Below are 16826 nucleotides of genomic sequence, written 5' to 3'. Positions count from 1 at the left end.
GGGCGCCATTTGCACTATTTCGTCGTCTTCGGCAAGCCGTGCGACCAACTAAATCTTTCGGGGCGGGTATGTCCAAGGCGCATAGCACATGCGCCTTGTGTCTTCCCGCCCTCAGTCTCGCCGATTACTCGACGATGGAGGCAACGATGCCTGCGCCGACGGTACGGCCGCCTTCGCGGATCGCGAAGCGCAGCTTTTCTTCCATCGCGATCGGAACGATCAGCTCGACGGCAACCGTGACGTTGTCGCCCGGCATGACCATTTCCGTGCCTTCCGGAAGCGTAACGATGCCCGTTACGTCCGTCGTGCGGAAGTAGAACTGCGGACGGTAGTTGGTGAAGAACGGCGTATGACGGCCGCCTTCTTCCTTCGTCAGGATGTAGGCTTCAGCCATGAACTTCTTGTGCGGCTTGACCGAACCCGGCTTGCACAGGATCTGACCACGCTCAACGCCGTCACGGTTAACACCGCGGATCAGCGCGCCGATGTTGTCGCCGGCCTGGCCCTGGTCGAGCAGCTTGCGGAACATTTCAACGCCCGTGACCGTCGTCTTCGACGTGTCGCGGATGCCGACGATTTCAACTTCTTCGCCGACCTTGACGATGCCGCGCTCAACGCGACCGGTCACAACCGTACCACGGCCCGAGATCGAGAACACGTCTTCGATCGGCATCAGGAACGGCTGGTCGATCGGACGCTCAGGCGTCGGGATGTAGGCGTCAACAGCAGCCATCAGCTCGCGGATCGCGTCTTCGCCGATCTTCTTGTCCGAGTCTTCCAGAGCAGCAAGCGCCGAGCCCTTGATGATCGGAATGTCGTCGCCGGGGAATTCGTAGGACGACAGAAGTTCGCGAACTTCCAGCTCGACGAGCTCGAGAAGCTCGGCGTCGTCAACCTGGTCGACCTTGTTGAGGAACACGACGATGGCCGGAACGCCAACCTGACGAGCAAGCAGGATGTGCTCGCGGGTCTGCGGCATCGGGCCGTCAGCAGCCGAGCAAACCAGGATCGCGCCGTCCATCTGCGCAGCACCGGTGATCATGTTCTTGACGTAGTCGGCGTGGCCGGGGCAGTCAACGTGAGCGTAGTGACGGTTCGGCGTCTCATACTCAACGTGCGCCGTCGAAATGGTGATACCACGGGCCTTTTCTTCCGGCGCAGCGTCGATCTGGTCATACGCCTTGAACTCGCCGAAGTACTTCGTGATCGCTGCGGTCAGCGACGTCTTGCCATGGTCAACGTGGCCAATCGTGCCAATGTTAACGTGCGGCTTGTTGCGCTCAAATTTGCTCTTTGCCATTTCCGGCTCTCCGTTCTCTATCCCCTCGCGGGGAAAACTTTTTATCTGCGTTCAGCGTATCGGTATTCCGGTCACTTCTGACCGGAATACTTTGCCTGGATTTCCTGTGCGACGTTCGACGGGACCGGCGCGTAGTGATCGAAGGTCATCGTGTACTGTGCGCGGCCCTGCGACATGGACCGCAGGTTGTCGACGTACTTGAACATGTTCGCCAGCGGGACGTTTGCGTTGATCACAACGGCAACGCCACGCGATTCCTGGCCCTGGATCTGGCCACGACGGGAGTTGAGGTCGCCGATAACGTCGCCGACGTAGTCTTCCGGCGTTACGACTTCAACCTTCATCATCGGCTCGAGCAGCTGTGCACCGGCCTTCTTGGCAGCTTCACGGAAGCAAGCACGCGAAGCGATTTCGAAGGCCAGAACCGACGAGTCGACGTCGTGGAATGCACCGTCGATGAGCGTCGCCTTGACACCCAGCATCGGGAAGCCAGCGAGCGGACCGGAAGACAGAACGCTTTCGATACCCTTCTGAACGCCCGGGATGTATTCCTTCGGAACAGCACCACCGACGATCTTGGATTCGAACTTGAAGTCTTCGCCTTCCGGGTTCGGTTCGAAGACGATCTTGACGCGCGCGAACTGACCGGTACCACCGGACTGCTTCTTGTGCGTGTAGTCTTCTTCGTGCTGACGCGTGATGGTTTCGCGGTAAGCAACCTGCGGGGCACCGACGTTGGCTTCAACCTTGAACTCGCGACGCATACGGTCGACGATGATGTCGAGGTGAAGTTCGCCCATGCCAGCGATGATCGTCTGGCCGGATTCCTGGTCAGTCTTGACGCGGAAGGACGGGTCTTCAGCAGCCAGGCGGTTGAGCGCGAGGCCCATCTTTTCCTGGTCGCCCTTGGACTTCGGCTCGATCGCGATCTGGATAACCGGCTCCGGGAATTCCATGCGCTCAAGGATAACCGGCTTCAACGGGTCGCAGAGCGTATCGCCAGTGGTGGTTTCCTTGAGACCAGCCAGAGCAACGATGTCGCCTGCAAAGGCTTCTTCGATGTCTTCACGGCTGTTCGAGTGCATCTGCAGCATACGGCCGACGCGCTCGCGCTTGTCCTTGACCGTGTTCATGACCGACGAGCCCTTTTCGAGCTTGCCCGAATAGATGCGCGCGAAGGTGAGCGAACCGACGAAGGGGTCGTTCATGATCTTGAACGCGAGCATCGAAAGCGGCTCGGCATCGTCAGCGTGACGTTCGATTTCAGCTTCGGTCTTCGCGTCGATACCCTTGATCGCCGGAATGTCGAGCGGCGACGGCAGGTAGTCGACAACCGCGTCGAGCAGCGGCTGAACACCCTTGTTCTTGAACGCGGTACCGCAGAACATCGGGTGGAACTTCACGTCGATGGTGCCGCGGCGAACGAGTTCGCGGATCTTGTCGTTCGACGGCATGTTGCCTTCGAGGTAGGCTTCCATCGCAGCTTCGTCGATCTCGACAACGGTCTCGATCAGCTTTTCGCGATATTCTTCAGCCTTCGCCTTCATGTCGTCCGGGATCTCGACGACGTCCCACTGGGCGCCGAGCGATTCGTCGCGCCAGACGAGAGCGTTCATCTCGACGAGGTCGATAACGCCCTTGAACTCGGTTTCAGCGCCGATCGGCAGCTGCATGACGACGGCGATCGCGCCCAGGCGGGTCTTGATCATCTCGACCGAGCGGTAGAAGTCCGCGCCGGTCTTGTCCATCTTGTTGCAGAAGATCATGCGCGGAACGTTGTACTTTTCCGCCTGACGCCAGACGGTTTCCGTCTGCGGCTCAACACCGGCGTTGGCGTCGAGCAGCGCGATGGCGCCGTCGAGAACGCGCAGCGAACGCTCGACTTCAATGGTGAAGTCGACGTGACCGGGGGTGTCGATGATGTTGAAGCGGCGAGCCTTGCCGTCACGACCCTTCCAGAAGGTGGTCGTCGCAGCAGACGTGATCGTGATGCCGCGTTCCTGCTCCTGCTCCATCCAATCCATGGTCGCGGCGCCGTCGTGGACTTCGCCGATCTTGTGGGACTTGCCGGTGTAGTAAAGGATGCGCTCGGTCGTCGTGGTCTTGCCGGCGTCGATGTGCGCCATGATACCGAAGTTACGGTAGTCTTCGATTTTATATTCGCGTGCCATAGTGGACTGCCTCTTGAGACGTTCGCGCCAGAATTACCAGCGATAATGCGAGAACGCACGGTTGGCATCAGCCATCTTGTGCGTGTCTTCGCGCTTCTTCACGGCGCTACCACGGTTGTTCGCTGCGTCCATGAGTTCGCCGCAAAGGCGATCAACCATGGTCGTCTCGTTACGCTTGCGTGCGGCCGCAATCAGCCAACGGATGGCGAGGGCCTGGCGACGCTCCGGACGAACATCGACCGGAACCTGGTAAGTAGCACCACCGACGCGGCGCGAACGCACTTCAACGTGCGGCGCAATGTTGTCGAGCGCGGAATGGAATACGGTGATCGGCTCCTGCTTCAGCTTGACCTGAACCGCATCGAACGCGCCGTAAACGATGCTTTCCGCAACGGACTTCTTGCCGTGCAGCATGATTGCGTTCATGAACTTCGTGACAACCAGATCACCGAACTTCGGATCCGGGTTGATCTCACGCTTTTCTGCTCTGTGACGTCGGGACATACTTCTCGTCTCTTTAACTGTTTCAGCGCTTTACCACGCGGAGGACCTCGCGCAGCGCCAGGATTTTCAAAACCGAATTACTTCGGACGCTTCGCACCGTACTTCGAACGGCGCTGCTTGCGGTTCTTGACGCCCTGGGTGTCGAGAACGCCACGGATGATGTGGTAGCGAACACCCGGAAGGTCCTTTACGCGGCCGCCGCGGATCATAACAACCGAGTGCTCCTGAAGGTTGTGACCTTCACCCGGGATGTAGCCGATGACTTCGAAGCCGTTCGTCAGGCGAATCTTGGCAACCTTACGGAGAGCCGAGTTCGGCTTCTTCGGGGTCGTCGTGTAAACGCGGGTGCAAACACCACGCTTCTGCGGGTTTTCCTGCAGAGCAGGAACCTTGTTGCGCTTTACCTGTGCCTGACGAGGCTTGCGGATCAGCTGGTTTACGGTAGGCATATACCCATCCTTGCAAAATCTTGTCACGTTACCCTTGCGGGCGGATCGTTGCCGTCGCCGGCGATGTCGAACGCCTCATGAAATGCGCAAAACAGGGGCCGATCCGCTTTTCCGCAGATGGCCCCAAATAAAGCAGAGGACGCACTATATTGCGCGTCATGCGTGCAGCATTGTTGTCGTCAGCGTGCGTTTCGAACCTTGTTTGAGGCGAACTCCAGAACGCGACGTTCCGAACCAGCCAGCCTCACATGGGCTCCGATGCGGCGGGGTGTACTGATTTCAAGGCCAACAGTCAAGGGCAATTAAGAAATATTCTATCGCACACAGGCCTGACATGCCTGCAAAACAAGGCTTTTGCACATGGTTCCGCGCCCGGCACCCGCCTCTTTGCCCCTTCAGCACGTGGAGTGTCCGACAAGGTTAAGGAATCGGCAACCACTTTGTGGCGGTTTTCCACCGGCTTCGAGTCGGCCCCCTGGAGAAGCGTTCGAAGGGCACTGCATTTCCGTCGCGCTGGACTTAAAAGGACGCTAATGTCCGCCAGTCATTCGAAAGGAAACAAAATGGCCGTCACCCCAGACAACGACAATGCCCCGGACGAACCGATGGTGTTCATCATCATCGGCAAGGCCTACGAGACCGATGGCGACGGAGATGGCGTGGACATTCACGTGATGCTCAAGGCGCCCGACGACGATACCGCCGTTCGCGAAGCGCTGAACGCGCTTGCCGAAGAAGGTTTTCTCGAGGCTGACCTGGACCAGATCGGTACATTGACCGAAGTCCCGAGCGACGAGCCTCACGCCTCAGCCTACCAGGGTGCGCTCGAAGGCGAAGTGGCAATTATCCGTTTCAGCTAAGTTCACGTTTAAAAGATCTGCGCCTCGGCATTGCCGCGCACGATAACCGCTCAAAGGAAAAGCCGCCGAGATCGCTCTCGACGGCTTTTTTCGTTGGGTTAGAGGGCGAAGACCGCCCTCCTCGCTTATTCGGCTGCTGCGTTTTCGTTGGCGAGATCGGCGAGCATCGGCGTTGCGACATCCGCGCCCGTGCCACGACGACGCTCTTCCAGGATCATTTCGTCGCGCGCGGTTGCGATGCGACGGATCTGGGTCATCGTGCCACCGGTACCGGCCGGGATCAGACGGCCGACGATGACGTTTTCCTTCAGGCCCTGCAGTCCGTCCGTCTTGCCGGCGATCGCCGCTTCGGTCAGGACCTTGGTGGTTTCCTGGAACGACGCTGCCGAGATGAACGACGGTGTCTGCAGCGAGGCCTTGGTGATGCCGAGCAGGACTGGATCGCCGTATGCCGGCTTCTTGCCCTGTTCGATCAGGCCGTCGTTGACATCTTCGAGCTCGATACGATCGACATTGTCGCCGACGATGTAGGTCGAGTCGCCAGCATCGGTGATTTCCACCTTCTGCAGCATCTGACGAACGATCACCTCGATGTGCTTGTCGTTGATGACAACGCCCTGCAGTCGGTAGACTTCCTGGATTTCGTTGACCAGGTAGGAAGCAAGTGCTTCCACGCCCTTGATCGCCAGGATGTCGTGCGGCGCCGGATTGCCGTCGAGGATGTAGTCGCCCTTTTCGATGTAGTCGCCATCCTGAAGATGGAAGGGTTTGCCCTTCGGAATCAGGTATTCGACCGGCTCAACACCATCTTCCGCCGGCTCGATCAGAACGCGACGCTTGTTCTTGTAGTCGCGGCCGAAGCGGATGGTACCATCGATCTCAGCGATGATGGCGTGATCCTTCGGACGACGAGCTTCGAACAGTTCGGCAACGCGCGGCAGACCACCGGTGATATCCTTGGTCTTGGCGCTTTCCAGCGGCGAACGTGCAAGCACGTCACCCTGGGAAACCTTCGTGCCCGGTTCCACCGAAAGAATGGCGTCGACCGAAAGCATGAAGCGGGCGTCACCACCACGCGACAGCTTCATGACCGCACCATTCTTGTCCTTGATGACGATCGCCGGCTTCAGGTCCGTACCACGCGGAGTCGAACGCCAGTCGATAACCTGACGCTTGGTGATGCCGGTGGATTCGTCGGTCGCTTCGAGCACCGAGATGCCGTCGACGACGTCTTCAAAGTGAACGGTACCTTCCACTTCCGTCATCATCGGACGGGTGTAGGGGTCCCACTCGGCGAGACGCTGACCGCGCTTCACCTTGTCACCATCGTCGACGAGGATCTTCGAACCATAGGCAACGCGCTGCGAAGAACGCTCGACGCCGCGCTCGTCCAGGATCTGGACCGCCATGTTACGGCCCATCGCGACGAGAACGCCGTCCGAGTTGCGCAGCATGTTGCGGTTCTTGATCTGAACCGTGCCTTCGTAGGACGCTTCCAGGAACGACTGGTCGACCACGGTCGCCGTACCGCCCAAGTGGAAGGTACGCATGGTGAGCTGGGTACCCGGTTCACCAATCGATTGTGCAGCGATAACGCCAACCGCTTCGCCCATGTTGACCGGCGTACCACGTGCCAGGTCGCGGCCGTAGCAAACGCCGCAAACGCCCGTCTGGATTTCGCAGGTCAGTGCCGAACGGATACGGATCGACTGGATACCAGCCTTTTCGATCTCGATGACGTCGGGCTCAAGGATCATCCGACCAGCGTCGACGAGGCGAGCGCCGGTGACCGGGTGATCGATGTCATCCAGAGCCGTACGACCAAGGATACGCGCACCAAGCGAAGCCACGACCTGACCAGCGTCGACGATCGCCGTCATGGTAAGGCCGTTTTCGGTGCCGCAATCGACGGAGTTGACGATGCAATCCTGCGCCACGTCGACGAGACGACGGGTCAGGTAACCCGAGTTCGCGGTCTTCAAGGCGGTGTCGGCCAGACCCTTACGGGCACCGTGGGTCGAGTTGAAGTACTCGTTAACGGTGAGGCCTTCCTTGAAGTTCGAGATGATCGGCGTCTCGATGATTTCGCCCGAGGGCTTGGCCATCAGGCCGCGCATGCCGCCCAGCTGACGCATCTGGTTAGGAGAACCACGGGCGCCGGAGTGCGACATCATGTAGATCGAGTTCATCGGCTTCTGACGGCCGTTGTCGTCGAACTCTACAGCCTTAATGCGGGCCATCATTTCGTCGGCGACCTTCTCGGTCGCCTTGCCCCAGGCGTCGACAACCTTGTTGTACTTTTCGCCCTGGGTGATGAGGCCGTCATTGTACTGCTGCTCGTATTCCTTCACGAGCGCTTCAGTATCACCGACGATCTTCACCTTGGTGTCCGGAATGACCATGTCGTCCTTGCCGAACGAAATGCCGGCGCGGCAGGCATGGGCAAAGCCGAGCTGCATGATGCGGTCGCAGAAGATGACCGTGTCTTTCTGACCGCAGTGACGGTAGACCGTGTCGATCATCTTGGAGATGTTCTTCTTGGTCATTTCCTGGTTGCAGGTCTCGAACGGCACGTTGACGTTGCGCGGCAACAGTTCGCCGATGATCATGCGGCCAGGCGTCGTTTCGTAGATCTTCGAAACCGGGTTGCCCTCGGCGTCGACGGTCTTGAAGCGGCCACGGATCTTGGCGTGCAGGGTCACGGCCTTGGTTTCGAGCGCGTGATGCAGCTCGCCCATGTCCGAGAACGCCATGCCTTCGCCCGGCTCGTTCTGGTTCAGGATCGACAGATAGTAGAGACCGAGAACCATGTCCTGCGACGGAACGATGATCGGCGCGCCGTTTGCCGGGTGCAGGATGTTGTTCGTCGACATCATCAGAACGCGGGCTTCAAGCTGCGCTTCGAGCGACAGCGGCACGTGAACGGCCATCTGGTCGCCGTCGAAGTCGGCGTTGAAGGCCGTGCAGACGAGCGGGTGCAGCTGGATCGCCTTGCCTTCGACCAGGGTCGGTTCGAAGGCCTGGATGCCCAGGCGGTGCAGCGTCGGTGCGCGGTTCAACAGAACCGGATGCTCGCGGATAACCTCGTCGAGGATGTCCCAGACTTCCGGCTTTTCCTTTTCGACGAGCTTCTTGGCCTGCTTGACGGTCGAGGAGTAACCCTTGGCGTCGAGGCGGGCGTAGATGAACGGCTTGAACAGCTCGAGCGCCATCTTCTTCGGAAGACCGCACTGGTGCAGCTTCAGTTCCGGACCGGTCACGATGACCGAGCGGCCGGAATAGTCGACGCGCTTGCCGAGCAGGTTCTGACGGAAGCGGCCCTGCTTGCCCTTGAGCATGTCGGACAGCGACTTCAGCGGGCGCTTGTTGGCGCCGGTGATGACGCGGCCACGACGGCCGTTATCGAACAGCGCGTCCACAGATTCCTGCAGCATACGCTTTTCGTTGCGGATGATGATGCCCGGAGCGCGCAGTTCGATCAGGCGCTTCAGACGGTTGTTACGGTTGATGACGCGGCGATAGAGATCGTTCAGATCCGACGTCGCGAAACGGCCACCGTCGAGCGGGACGAGCGGACGCAGATCCGGCGGGATCACCGGAACGACCTTCATGATCATCCATTCCGGACGGTTGCCGGACTCCATGAAGTTCTCGACGATCTTCAGCCGCTTCATCAGCTTCTTCTGCTTCAGATCCGAGGTCGTCTCGGCCAGTTCCGCACGCAGATCGCCGGCGATCTTTTCGAGATTCATCGAAGCGAGCATTTCATAGATCGCTTCAGCACCGATCATCGCGGTGAACTGATCTTCGCCGAACTCATCGACGGCGAGCATGTAGTCTTCTTCGCTGAGGAGCTGGTTTTCCTTCAGCGACGTCAGACCAGGCTCGGTGACGATGTAGTTTTCGAAGTACAGAACGCGCTCGACATCCTTCAGCGTCATGTCGAGCAGCGTCGAAATGCGGCTCGGCAGCGACTTCAGGAACCAGATGTGGGCAACGGGAGCGGCGAGCTCGATGTGGCCCATGCGCTCACGGCGAACGCGCGACAACGTGACTTCCACGCCGCACTTTTCGCAGATGATGCCCTTGTACTTCATGCGCTTGTACTTGCCGCACAGGCACTCGTAGTCCTTGATCGGGCCAAAGATGCGCGCGCAGAACAGACCGTCGCGTTCCGGCTTGAACGTGCGGTAGTTGATCGTCTCCGGCTTCTTGATCTCACCGTAAGACCAGGAAAGAATCTTCTCCGGCGAGGCGATCGAAATCCGGATGGAATCGAAAGTCTGTGCAGGCACCTGCGGATTGAAAAGATTCATGACCTCTTGGTTCATGCCTGTCTCCTTTACGGGCTTTACGCCCTGAGCTTGGCGAGGGTGCCGACAAATCCCGGGCGCCGGCCCCTGCCCCATAAACAGCTAAAACCGCATTGGCTGCGGCTCTGTTCCTGCCGAAGACGCCAGCGTCTTCAGGCGGAAACGGTGCGCGCCGCATCGCGGCACGCACCATGGATCGTCTTACTCGGCTGCGTCCGGCAGTTGCGTCGCGCCAGCTTCGTCGACCTTCGAGTTTTCGAGTTCGACCGAGAGGCCCAACGAGCGCATTTCCTTGACGAGAACGTTGAAGCTCTCCGGAATGCCCGCCTCGAAGGTGTCGTCGCCACGGACGATCGCTTCGTAGACCTTGGTACGACCCGCAACGTCGTCCGACTTGACCGTCAGCATTTCCTGCAGGGTGTAGGCTGCGCCGTACGCTTCCAGCGCCCAGACTTCCATTTCCCCGAAGCGCTGACCGCCGAACTGCGCCTTACCGCCCAGCGGCTGCTGGGTGACGAGCGAGTACGGACCGATCGAACGAGCGTGGATCTTGTCGTCGACGAGGTGGTTGAGCTTCAGCATGTAGATGTAGCCCACGGTTACCTGACGGTCGAACTGATCACCAGTACGGCCATCATAAAGCGTCGACTGACCGGTCACCTTCAGACCTGCCTGCTCCAGCATTTCGTTGACGTCGGCTTCGACAGCACCGTCGAAGACCGGCGTTGCGATCGACACGCCGCGACGGGTCTGCTCGGCAAGCCGTACGATCGATTCATCGTCGTATTGCTTGATCGGCTCACCCTTCGGGCCCGACCCGATGACGCTGTCGATGGTGTCGCGCAGCGGCTGGATATCGGCACCCGCCTTGTAGGCATCGAGCATCGCACCGATCTTCTTGCCCATGCCGGCGCAAGCCCAGCCAAGATGGGTTTCGAGGATCTGGCCGACGTTCATGCGCGAAGGCACGCCGAGCGGGTTCAGAACGACGTCGACATGCGTGCCGTCTTCAAGGAACGGCATGTCTTCGATCGGCACGATACGCGACACGACACCCTTGTTGCCGTGACGGCCGGCCATCTTGTCGCCCGGCTGGATCTTGCGCTTAACAGCGACGAAGACCTTGACCATCTTCATAACGCCCGGAGGCATTTCGTCGCCGCGCTGGACCTTCTCGACCTTATCCATGAAGCGCTGTTCGAGGCGCGACTTGGATTCGTCGTACTGGGCACGCAGAGCTTCGATTTCGCCCTGAGCCTTTTCGTCTTCGACGGCGAACATCCACCACTGCGAGCGGGGGTATTCGCTGACGACGAGGTTCGAAAGCTCGGTGCCCTTCTTGAAGCCCTTCGGGCCGGCAACGGCCGTGTGGCCACGCAGCATGTCGACGAGACGTGCGTAGACGTTACGATCGAGGATCGCCTGCTCGTCGTCGCGGTCCTTGGCGAGGCGTTCGATTTCCTCGCGCTCGATTGCCATCGCGCGCTCGTCCTTCTCAACGCCGTGGCGGTTGAAGACGCGAACCTCGACGACAGTACCGAAGGTGCCCGGAGGCATGCGCATCGAGGTGTCGCGAACGTCGGAGGCCTTTTCACCGAAGATGGCGCGCAGAAGCTTTTCTTCCGGTGTCATCGGGCTTTCGCCCTTCGGCGTGATCTTGCCGACGAGGATGTCACCCGGCTGAACCTCAGCACCGATATAAACGATACCGGCTTCGTCGAGGTTGCGCAGCGCTTCTTCCGAAACGTTCGGAATGTCGCGGGTGATTTCTTCCGGACCAAGCTTGGTGTCACGCGCCATCACTTCGAATTCTTCGATGTGAATGGAGGTGAACACGTCGTCGCGCACGATCCGCTCGGAGAGCAGGATCGAGTCTTCGTAGTTGTAGCCGTTCCAGGGCATGAACGCGACGAGCGCGTTGCGGCCGAGAGCCAGGTCACCGAGGTCGGTCGACGGACCGTCAGCGATGATGTCGCCCTTGTTCAGGATGTCACCGACGGTCACCAGCGGGCGCTGGTTGACGCAGGTGTTCTGGTTCGAACGCTGGAACTTCTGCAGACGATAGATATCGACGCCCGACTTCGACGGATCGAGGTCTTCGGTGGCGCGGATAACGATACGGGTCGCATCAACCTGGTCGACGACACCGCCACGACGGGCTGCAATCGCAGCGCCGGAGTCGCGGGCAACGACCGGCTCCATGCCGGTACCGACAAAGGGAGCTTCGGCGCGCAGCAGCGGCACGGCCTGACGCTGCATGTTCGAGCCCATCAGTGCGCGGTTGGCGTCGTCGTTCTCGAGGAACGGGATGAGCGCGGCCGCGACCGAAACGAGCTGCTTCGGCGAAACGTCCATCAGGTTGATGTTGTCGCGCGGCGCCAGCATAACTTCGCCGGAGTGACGGCAAACGACGAACTCTTCAGAGAACGAGTTGTCTTCGTTCAACGTCGAGTTTGCCTGCGCCACATGGTACTTTGCTTCTTCCATCGCCGAGAGATAGACGACGTCGTTCGTCACCTTGCCGTCGACGATCTTGCGGTACGGGCTCTCGATGAAGCCGTACTTGTTGACGCGGGCGAAGGTTGCAAGCGAGTTGATCAGACCGATGTTCGGGCCTTCCGGCGTTTCGATCGGGCAAATGCGGCCGTAGTGGGTCGGGTGAACGTCGCGGACTTCGAAGCCAGCACGCTCGCGGGTCAGACCACCCGGCCCAAGAGCCGAGAGACGGCGCTTGTGGGTGATTTCCGAAAGCGGGTTCACCTGGTCCATGAACTGCGACAGCTGCGAGGAGCCGAAGAACTCGCGAACGGCGGCAGCTGCCGGCTTCGCGTTGATGAGATCCTGCGGCATGACCGTGTCGATCTCGATCGAGGACATACGTTCCTTGATCGCGCGCTCCATGCGCAGCAGTCCGAGACGGTACTGGTTTTCCATGAGTTCGCCGACAGAACGAACACGGCGGTTGCCGAGGTTGTCGATGTCGTCGATCTCACCCTTGCCGTCGCGCAGCTCGACGAGCATCTTGACGACAGCCAGGATGTCTTCCTTGCGCAGGATGCGCACGGTGTCAGCGACTTCGAGGTCGAGGCGCATGTTCATCTTGACGCGACCAACGGCCGAAAGGTCGTAGCGCTCGGCATCGAAGAACAGCGTGTTGAACATGGCTTCCGCGGAATCCATGGTCGGCGGCTCACCCGGGCGCATGACCCGGTAGATGTCGAACAGGGCGTCCTGGCGGTTCTCGTTCTTATCGGCAGCAAGCGTGTTGCGGATATAGGCGCCGACATTGATGTGGTCGATGTCGAGAACCGGAATCTCGTCAAAACCAGCCGAGAGAATGAGCGGAAGCGTCTTTTCGTCGATCTCGTCGCCGGCTTCGAGGTAGATCTCGCCGGTGGCGAAGTTGACAACGTCTTCGGCGAGATAGTTGCCGTAGAGGTCGTCGTTGGTCGCCTTGAGCGCCTTCAGGCCCTTGTCCTGCAGCTGACGAAGCAGACGCGGGGTCAGCTTCTTGCCGGCCTCTACGACGACTTCGCCGGTATCGGCGTCAACCATCTCGGTGATGGCCTTCTGACCCTTCAGGGCATCCGGCTGGAACGGCACGCGCCAGCCTTCGCCGTCGCGCTGGTAGAGCGACTTCGTGTAGAAGGTGTCGAGGATTTCCTCGCCGTCCATGCCGAGCGCCATCAGAAGCGACGACACCGGAATCTTGCGGCGACGGTCGATACGGGCGTGCACGATGTCCTTGGCGTCAAACTCGATGTCGAGCCAGGAACCACGGTAAGGAATGACGCGGGCTGCAAAGAGCAGCTTGCCCGACGAATGGCTCTTGCCCTTGTCGTGGTCGAAGAACACGCCCGGCGAGCGGTGCATCTGCGAAACGATGACGCGCTCGGTACCGTTGACGATGAAGGTACCGTTGTCGGTCATGAGCGGCATGTCGCCCATGTAGACGTTCTGTTCCTTGATGTCCTTGATCGACTTCGCGCCGGTATCCTCGTCAATATCGAACACGATCAGACGCAGCGTCACCTTGAGCGGCGCTGCGTAGGTCAGATCGCGCTGACGGCATTCTTCGACGTCGAACTTCGGCGGCTCGAATTCATACGAAACGAATTCCAGCATCGATGCGCCCGAGAAATCCTTGATCGGGAAAACGGACTTGAAAACAGCTTGGAGCCCTTCATCAGGGCGACCGCCCTTGGGCTCTTCAACCATCAGAAACTGGTCGTAGGATGCCTTCTGAACCTCGATGAGGTTCGGCATTTCTGCGACTTCTGGAATTTTACCAAAAAACTTGCGTACGCGCCTGCGACCGTTAAACGAAAGGGTCTGAGCCATCGTCGCTCCTTGTCAATCTTGCATCCGGGCCTGCAACGGACGGGAACCGATGGCCAGTCGACCCCGTCAATCAATGAGTAGTTCAATCTCGTCCAGCTAACGGAAAACGCTCAGCGCGGATTGCTGTGCTGCCTTCCGTTCGAGACCATCCTCTTGAAGAACCCATTACCCAAAAGCCGTTTTTCGACAGGCTTTTGGGTAATATGTTCTAAAAACGGTCAAAGAGAGGCGGCCTGAAAAGGCCACCTCCCCTTGCATGTAGCCGAATTACTTGACGTCAACCTTGGCGCCAGCGTCTTCGAGCTTCTTCTTGAGGTCAGCAGCTTCAGCCTTGGAAACTGCTTCCTTAACCGGCTTCGGAGCGCCTTCGACCAGGTCCTTGGCTTCCTTGAGGCCGAGGCCGGTGATGCCGCGAACTTCCTTGATGACGTTGATCTTGTTGGCGCCAGCGTCAACGAGGATAACGTCAAACTCGGTCTTTTCTTCTTCGGCAGCAGCCGGAGCAGCAGCACCGCCAGCAGCAGCGACAGCTACCGGAGCAGCAGCCGAAACGCCCCACTTCTCTTCGAGCAGCTTGGAAAGCTCAGCAGCTTCCAGAACGGTCAGCGAGGAGAGGTCTTCAACGATCTTTGCGAGATCAGCCATTTTACTTTTCCTTTTGTTCGGTTCGAACTGGTTTTAAATACAACAGCGAAAATCCGCCTTAGGCGGCTTCGTCCTTCTTGGCATAGGCCGAGAACACGCGAGCAAGCTGGCTTGCCGGTGCCTGAACAACCGTTGCGACGCGGGTTGCCGGGGCATTGAGAAGGCCCAGCAGCTTTGCGCGCAGCTCGTCGAGCGAAGGCAGGGTCGCGAGCGACTTGACTGCTTCGGCGTTGAGCGTGGTCGTCCCCATGGCGCCACCGAGAACAACGAGCTTGTCGTTGGTCTTGGCGAAATCCATGACAACCTTAGGAGCCGTGATCGGGTCTTCGCTGTATGCGATCAGCGTCTGACCCTTGAAGAGATTGCTCATCCCTTCCGACTCGGTGCCCTGAAGAGCGATCTTGGCCAGGCGGTTTTTCGCGACTTTGACGGTGCCCCCAGCAGCGCGCATCTTCGAACGGAAGTCGTTCATCTGCGCAACTGTGACACCAGCATAGTGGGCCACGACAACCGAACCGGAAGCCTTGAAGACTTCGTTCAGCTCCGTGACGAATTCGCGTTTTTCCGCTCTTTCCACTGTCTGTCTCCAGTAGACAGGGTTGCAATAATGCAGCCCCATCGGGTTTGCCTTTGTCACCCGAGATCGAGCTCGATCCCTGATAACGCTTAAGGATCCTGTCCCTTGGCGTTCCCGGAAGAGCCGGGTCTGACACAAGGCAAGCGAGGTTCGAACCGAATTTCGACGCCTCCGGCGCCGTAGTGAAATTCAGATCTTACCCGTCTCATGCAGGCCGAAGTGATTAAGGTAAAACCACCCGCAATCTCGGACAGGAGTTCCGGATTTGACGTCCGGATTCCCGGCCCCGAAAGGCCGGGAATTCAGTCTCGGGCCGAAGCCCGAAATTCATTAGGCGACGCTGAGCGTGGCGGGGTCGATCTTGAGACCCGGGCCCATGGTCGACGAAATCGCGACGCGCTTGACGTAGTTACCCTTGGCACCCGTCGGCTTCGCCTTGACCACGGCGTCAGCGAAAGCACGGATATTTTCTTCCAGTGCCTTGGCGTCGAAGGACGCCTTGCCGATGCCGGCGTGAACGATACCGGCCTTCTCGACACGGAATTCAACGGCGCCGCCCTTGGAAGCCTTAACGGCACCAGCGACATCCATCGTAACCGTGCCGACCTTCGGGTTCGGCATCATGCCGCGCGGGCCGAGAACCTTACCGAGACGGCCGACGAGCGGCATCATGTCCGGGGTCGCAATGCAGCGATCGAAATCGATCTTGCCGCCCTGGACGATTTCGACGAGCTCTTCTGCGCCAACGACGTCAGCACCAGCAGCCTTGGCTTCGTCAGCCTTGGCGCCACGTGCGAAAACGGCTACGCGAACCGAGCGGCCGGTGCCGTTCGGCAGGTTGACAACGCCGCGGACCATCTGGTCGGCGTGGCGCGGGTCAACGCCGAGGTTCATCGCAACTTCGATGGTTTCGTCGAACTTGGCAGTCGCGCGTTCCTTGACCATCGAGACCGCTTCGGTGAGGCCGTAGATCTTCGTCGGATCAACGCCCTCGCGGGACTTCTGTACTCGCTTTGCAATCTTCGCCATGGTCTTAGCCTACCACTTCCAGGCCCATAGCGCGGGCAGAGCCCTCGATCATGGCCATTGCGCCTTCGATATCGGCAGCATTGAGATCCTTCATCTTGGCTTCGGCGATCGACTTGATCTGAGCCTTGGTGAGCTTGCCGGCCGAACCGCCCTTACCGGGGGTCTTCGAACCGGACTGGATCTTTGCTTCCTTCTTCAGGAAGTAGCTGACCGGCGGCTGCTTCATGACGAAGGTGAAGGACTTGTCCTGGTAATAGGTGATGACGACCGGGATCGGCATACCCTTTTCCATTTCCTGCGTGGCGGCATTGAACGCCTTGCAGAATTCCATGATGTTAATGCCACGCTGACCGAGCGCAGGACCGATCGGCGGGGACGGATTGGCCGACCCAGCCTTCACCTGCAGCTTGAGCTGGCCTGCAACTTTCTTAGCCATTTCTCTCTGCCTTTCTGAAATCCCCTTGCGACGGATCGCACCGAGGATCAATTGCGCCGGTTGCCCGGCTTGTGCCGATCACTGGGATCGGCGGCTGCGGTTGCGTGGTGCGGAACATCCGACCCGGCTAAGGCCGGCATCCTTCCACGCGCATGCGGATTTCTCCGCCAGAATGGGCCGAAACCCACCCTATCCTTCTAA

Annotated in this window: 11 protein-coding genes; 1 reads left to right on the top strand and 10 read right to left on the bottom strand. The window is 59.4% G+C overall.

All coding sequences use genetic code 11. The features are described 5' to 3' along the window. Window positions 1-124: 124 nt before the first annotated feature. The 4 genes from tuf to rpsL all read right to left on the bottom strand — a co-directional run bounded on the left by tuf (window position 125) and on the right by rpsL (window position 4424). The gene (gene tuf, locus LAC81_RS05540; RefSeq protein ID WP_034795467.1) at window positions 125-1300 is read right to left on the bottom strand and encodes an elongation factor Tu; all 1176 of its coding nucleotides are present in this window, start codon (window positions 1298-1300) and stop codon (window positions 125-127) included. Between the two features lie 71 nt (window positions 1301-1371). After that, window positions 1372-3471, bottom strand: coding sequence for an elongation factor G (gene fusA, locus LAC81_RS05535; RefSeq protein WP_223727028.1), 2100 nt, complete (start codon window positions 3469-3471; stop codon window positions 1372-1374). Between the two features lie 33 nt (window positions 3472-3504). After that, window positions 3505-3975, bottom strand: a complete 471-nt coding sequence (rpsG, locus tag LAC81_RS05530) for a 30S ribosomal protein S7 (protein WP_113541264.1) — start codon at window positions 3973-3975, stop codon at window positions 3505-3507. A gap of 77 nt (window positions 3976-4052) precedes the next feature. Beyond that, the gene (rpsL, locus tag LAC81_RS05525) at window positions 4053-4424 is read right to left on the bottom strand and encodes a 30S ribosomal protein S12 (RefSeq protein ID WP_003507760.1); all 372 of its coding nucleotides are present in this window, start codon (window positions 4422-4424) and stop codon (window positions 4053-4055) included. Window positions 4425-4987: 563 nt separating this feature from the next. On the opposite strand from rpsL, the gene LAC81_RS05520 reads away from it, so the two are divergent. After that, complete coding sequence (locus tag LAC81_RS05520) at window positions 4988-5284, top strand: transcriptional regulator (RefSeq protein WP_223727027.1); 297 nt, start codon at window positions 4988-4990, stop codon at window positions 5282-5284. 125 nt (window positions 5285-5409) lie between these two features. On the opposite strand, the gene rpoC is transcribed toward LAC81_RS05520, so the two are convergent. The 6 genes from rpoC to rplK all read right to left on the bottom strand — a co-directional run bounded on the left by rpoC (window position 5410) and on the right by rplK (window position 16625). After that, window positions 5410-9615 carry a DNA-directed RNA polymerase subunit beta' gene (rpoC, locus tag LAC81_RS05515; protein ID WP_113541262.1) on the bottom strand — a complete coding sequence of 1402 codons (4206 nt, stop codon included), beginning with the start codon at window positions 9613-9615 and terminating at the stop codon, window positions 5410-5412. 183 nt (window positions 9616-9798) lie between these two features. Further along, on the bottom strand, window positions 9799-13938 hold the full coding sequence (rpoB, locus tag LAC81_RS05510; protein WP_223727026.1) for a DNA-directed RNA polymerase subunit beta: 4140 nt from the start codon (window positions 13936-13938) through the stop codon (window positions 9799-9801). A gap of 267 nt (window positions 13939-14205) precedes the next feature. After that, window positions 14206-14583: a 50S ribosomal protein L7/L12 gene (gene rplL, locus LAC81_RS05505; protein ID WP_034795489.1), complete on the bottom strand. Its 378-nt coding sequence runs from the start codon at window positions 14581-14583 to the stop codon at window positions 14206-14208. Between the two features lie 58 nt (window positions 14584-14641). Further along, window positions 14642-15160 carry a 50S ribosomal protein L10 gene (rplJ, locus tag LAC81_RS05500; protein WP_104668466.1) on the bottom strand — a complete coding sequence of 173 codons (519 nt, stop codon included), beginning with the start codon at window positions 15158-15160 and terminating at the stop codon, window positions 14642-14644. A 330-nt stretch (window positions 15161-15490) separates the two neighbouring features. Then, window positions 15491-16189: a 50S ribosomal protein L1 gene (gene rplA / locus LAC81_RS05495; RefSeq protein ID WP_043626296.1), complete on the bottom strand. Its 699-nt coding sequence runs from the start codon at window positions 16187-16189 to the stop codon at window positions 15491-15493. A gap of 4 nt (window positions 16190-16193) precedes the next feature. Next, window positions 16194-16625, bottom strand: coding sequence for a 50S ribosomal protein L11 (gene rplK / locus LAC81_RS05490; RefSeq protein WP_043626293.1), 432 nt, complete (start codon window positions 16623-16625; stop codon window positions 16194-16196). Between the last annotated feature and the right edge of the window lie 201 nt (window positions 16626-16826).

Source organism: Ensifer adhaerens (assembly GCF_020035535.1).
Taxonomy (GTDB): Bacteria; Pseudomonadota; Alphaproteobacteria; order Rhizobiales; family Rhizobiaceae; genus Ensifer.
This window is presented reverse-complemented; position numbering and strand designations above follow the sequence as displayed.

Coding starts and splice junctions, on each gene's coding strand:
- rpsL (WP_003507760.1), bottom strand. CDS start 4,424: ATGCCTACCGTAAACCAGCTGATCCGCAAGCCTCGTCAGGCACAGGTA.
- tuf (WP_034795467.1), bottom strand. CDS start 1,300: ATGGCAAAGAGCAAATTTGAGCGCAACAAGCCGCACGTTAACATTGGC.
- rplA (WP_043626296.1), bottom strand. CDS start 16,189: ATGGCGAAGATTGCAAAGCGAGTACAGAAGTCCCGCGAGGGCGTTGAT.
- rpoC (WP_113541262.1), bottom strand. CDS start 9,615: ATGAACCAAGAGGTCATGAATCTTTTCAATCCGCAGGTGCCTGCACAG.
- rplL (WP_034795489.1), bottom strand. CDS start 14,583: ATGGCTGATCTCGCAAAGATCGTTGAAGACCTCTCCTCGCTGACCGTT.
- rpsG (WP_113541264.1), bottom strand. CDS start 3,975: ATGTCCCGACGTCACAGAGCAGAAAAGCGTGAGATCAACCCGGATCCG.
- LAC81_RS05520 (WP_223727027.1), top strand. CDS start 4,988: ATGGCCGTCACCCCAGACAACGACAATGCCCCGGACGAACCGATGGTG.
- fusA (WP_223727028.1), bottom strand. CDS start 3,471: ATGGCACGCGAATATAAAATCGAAGACTACCGTAACTTCGGTATCATG.
- rplK (WP_043626293.1), bottom strand. CDS start 16,625: ATGGCTAAGAAAGTTGCAGGCCAGCTCAAGCTGCAGGTGAAGGCTGGG.
- rpoB (WP_223727026.1), bottom strand. CDS start 13,938: ATGGCTCAGACCCTTTCGTTTAACGGTCGCAGGCGCGTACGCAAGTTT.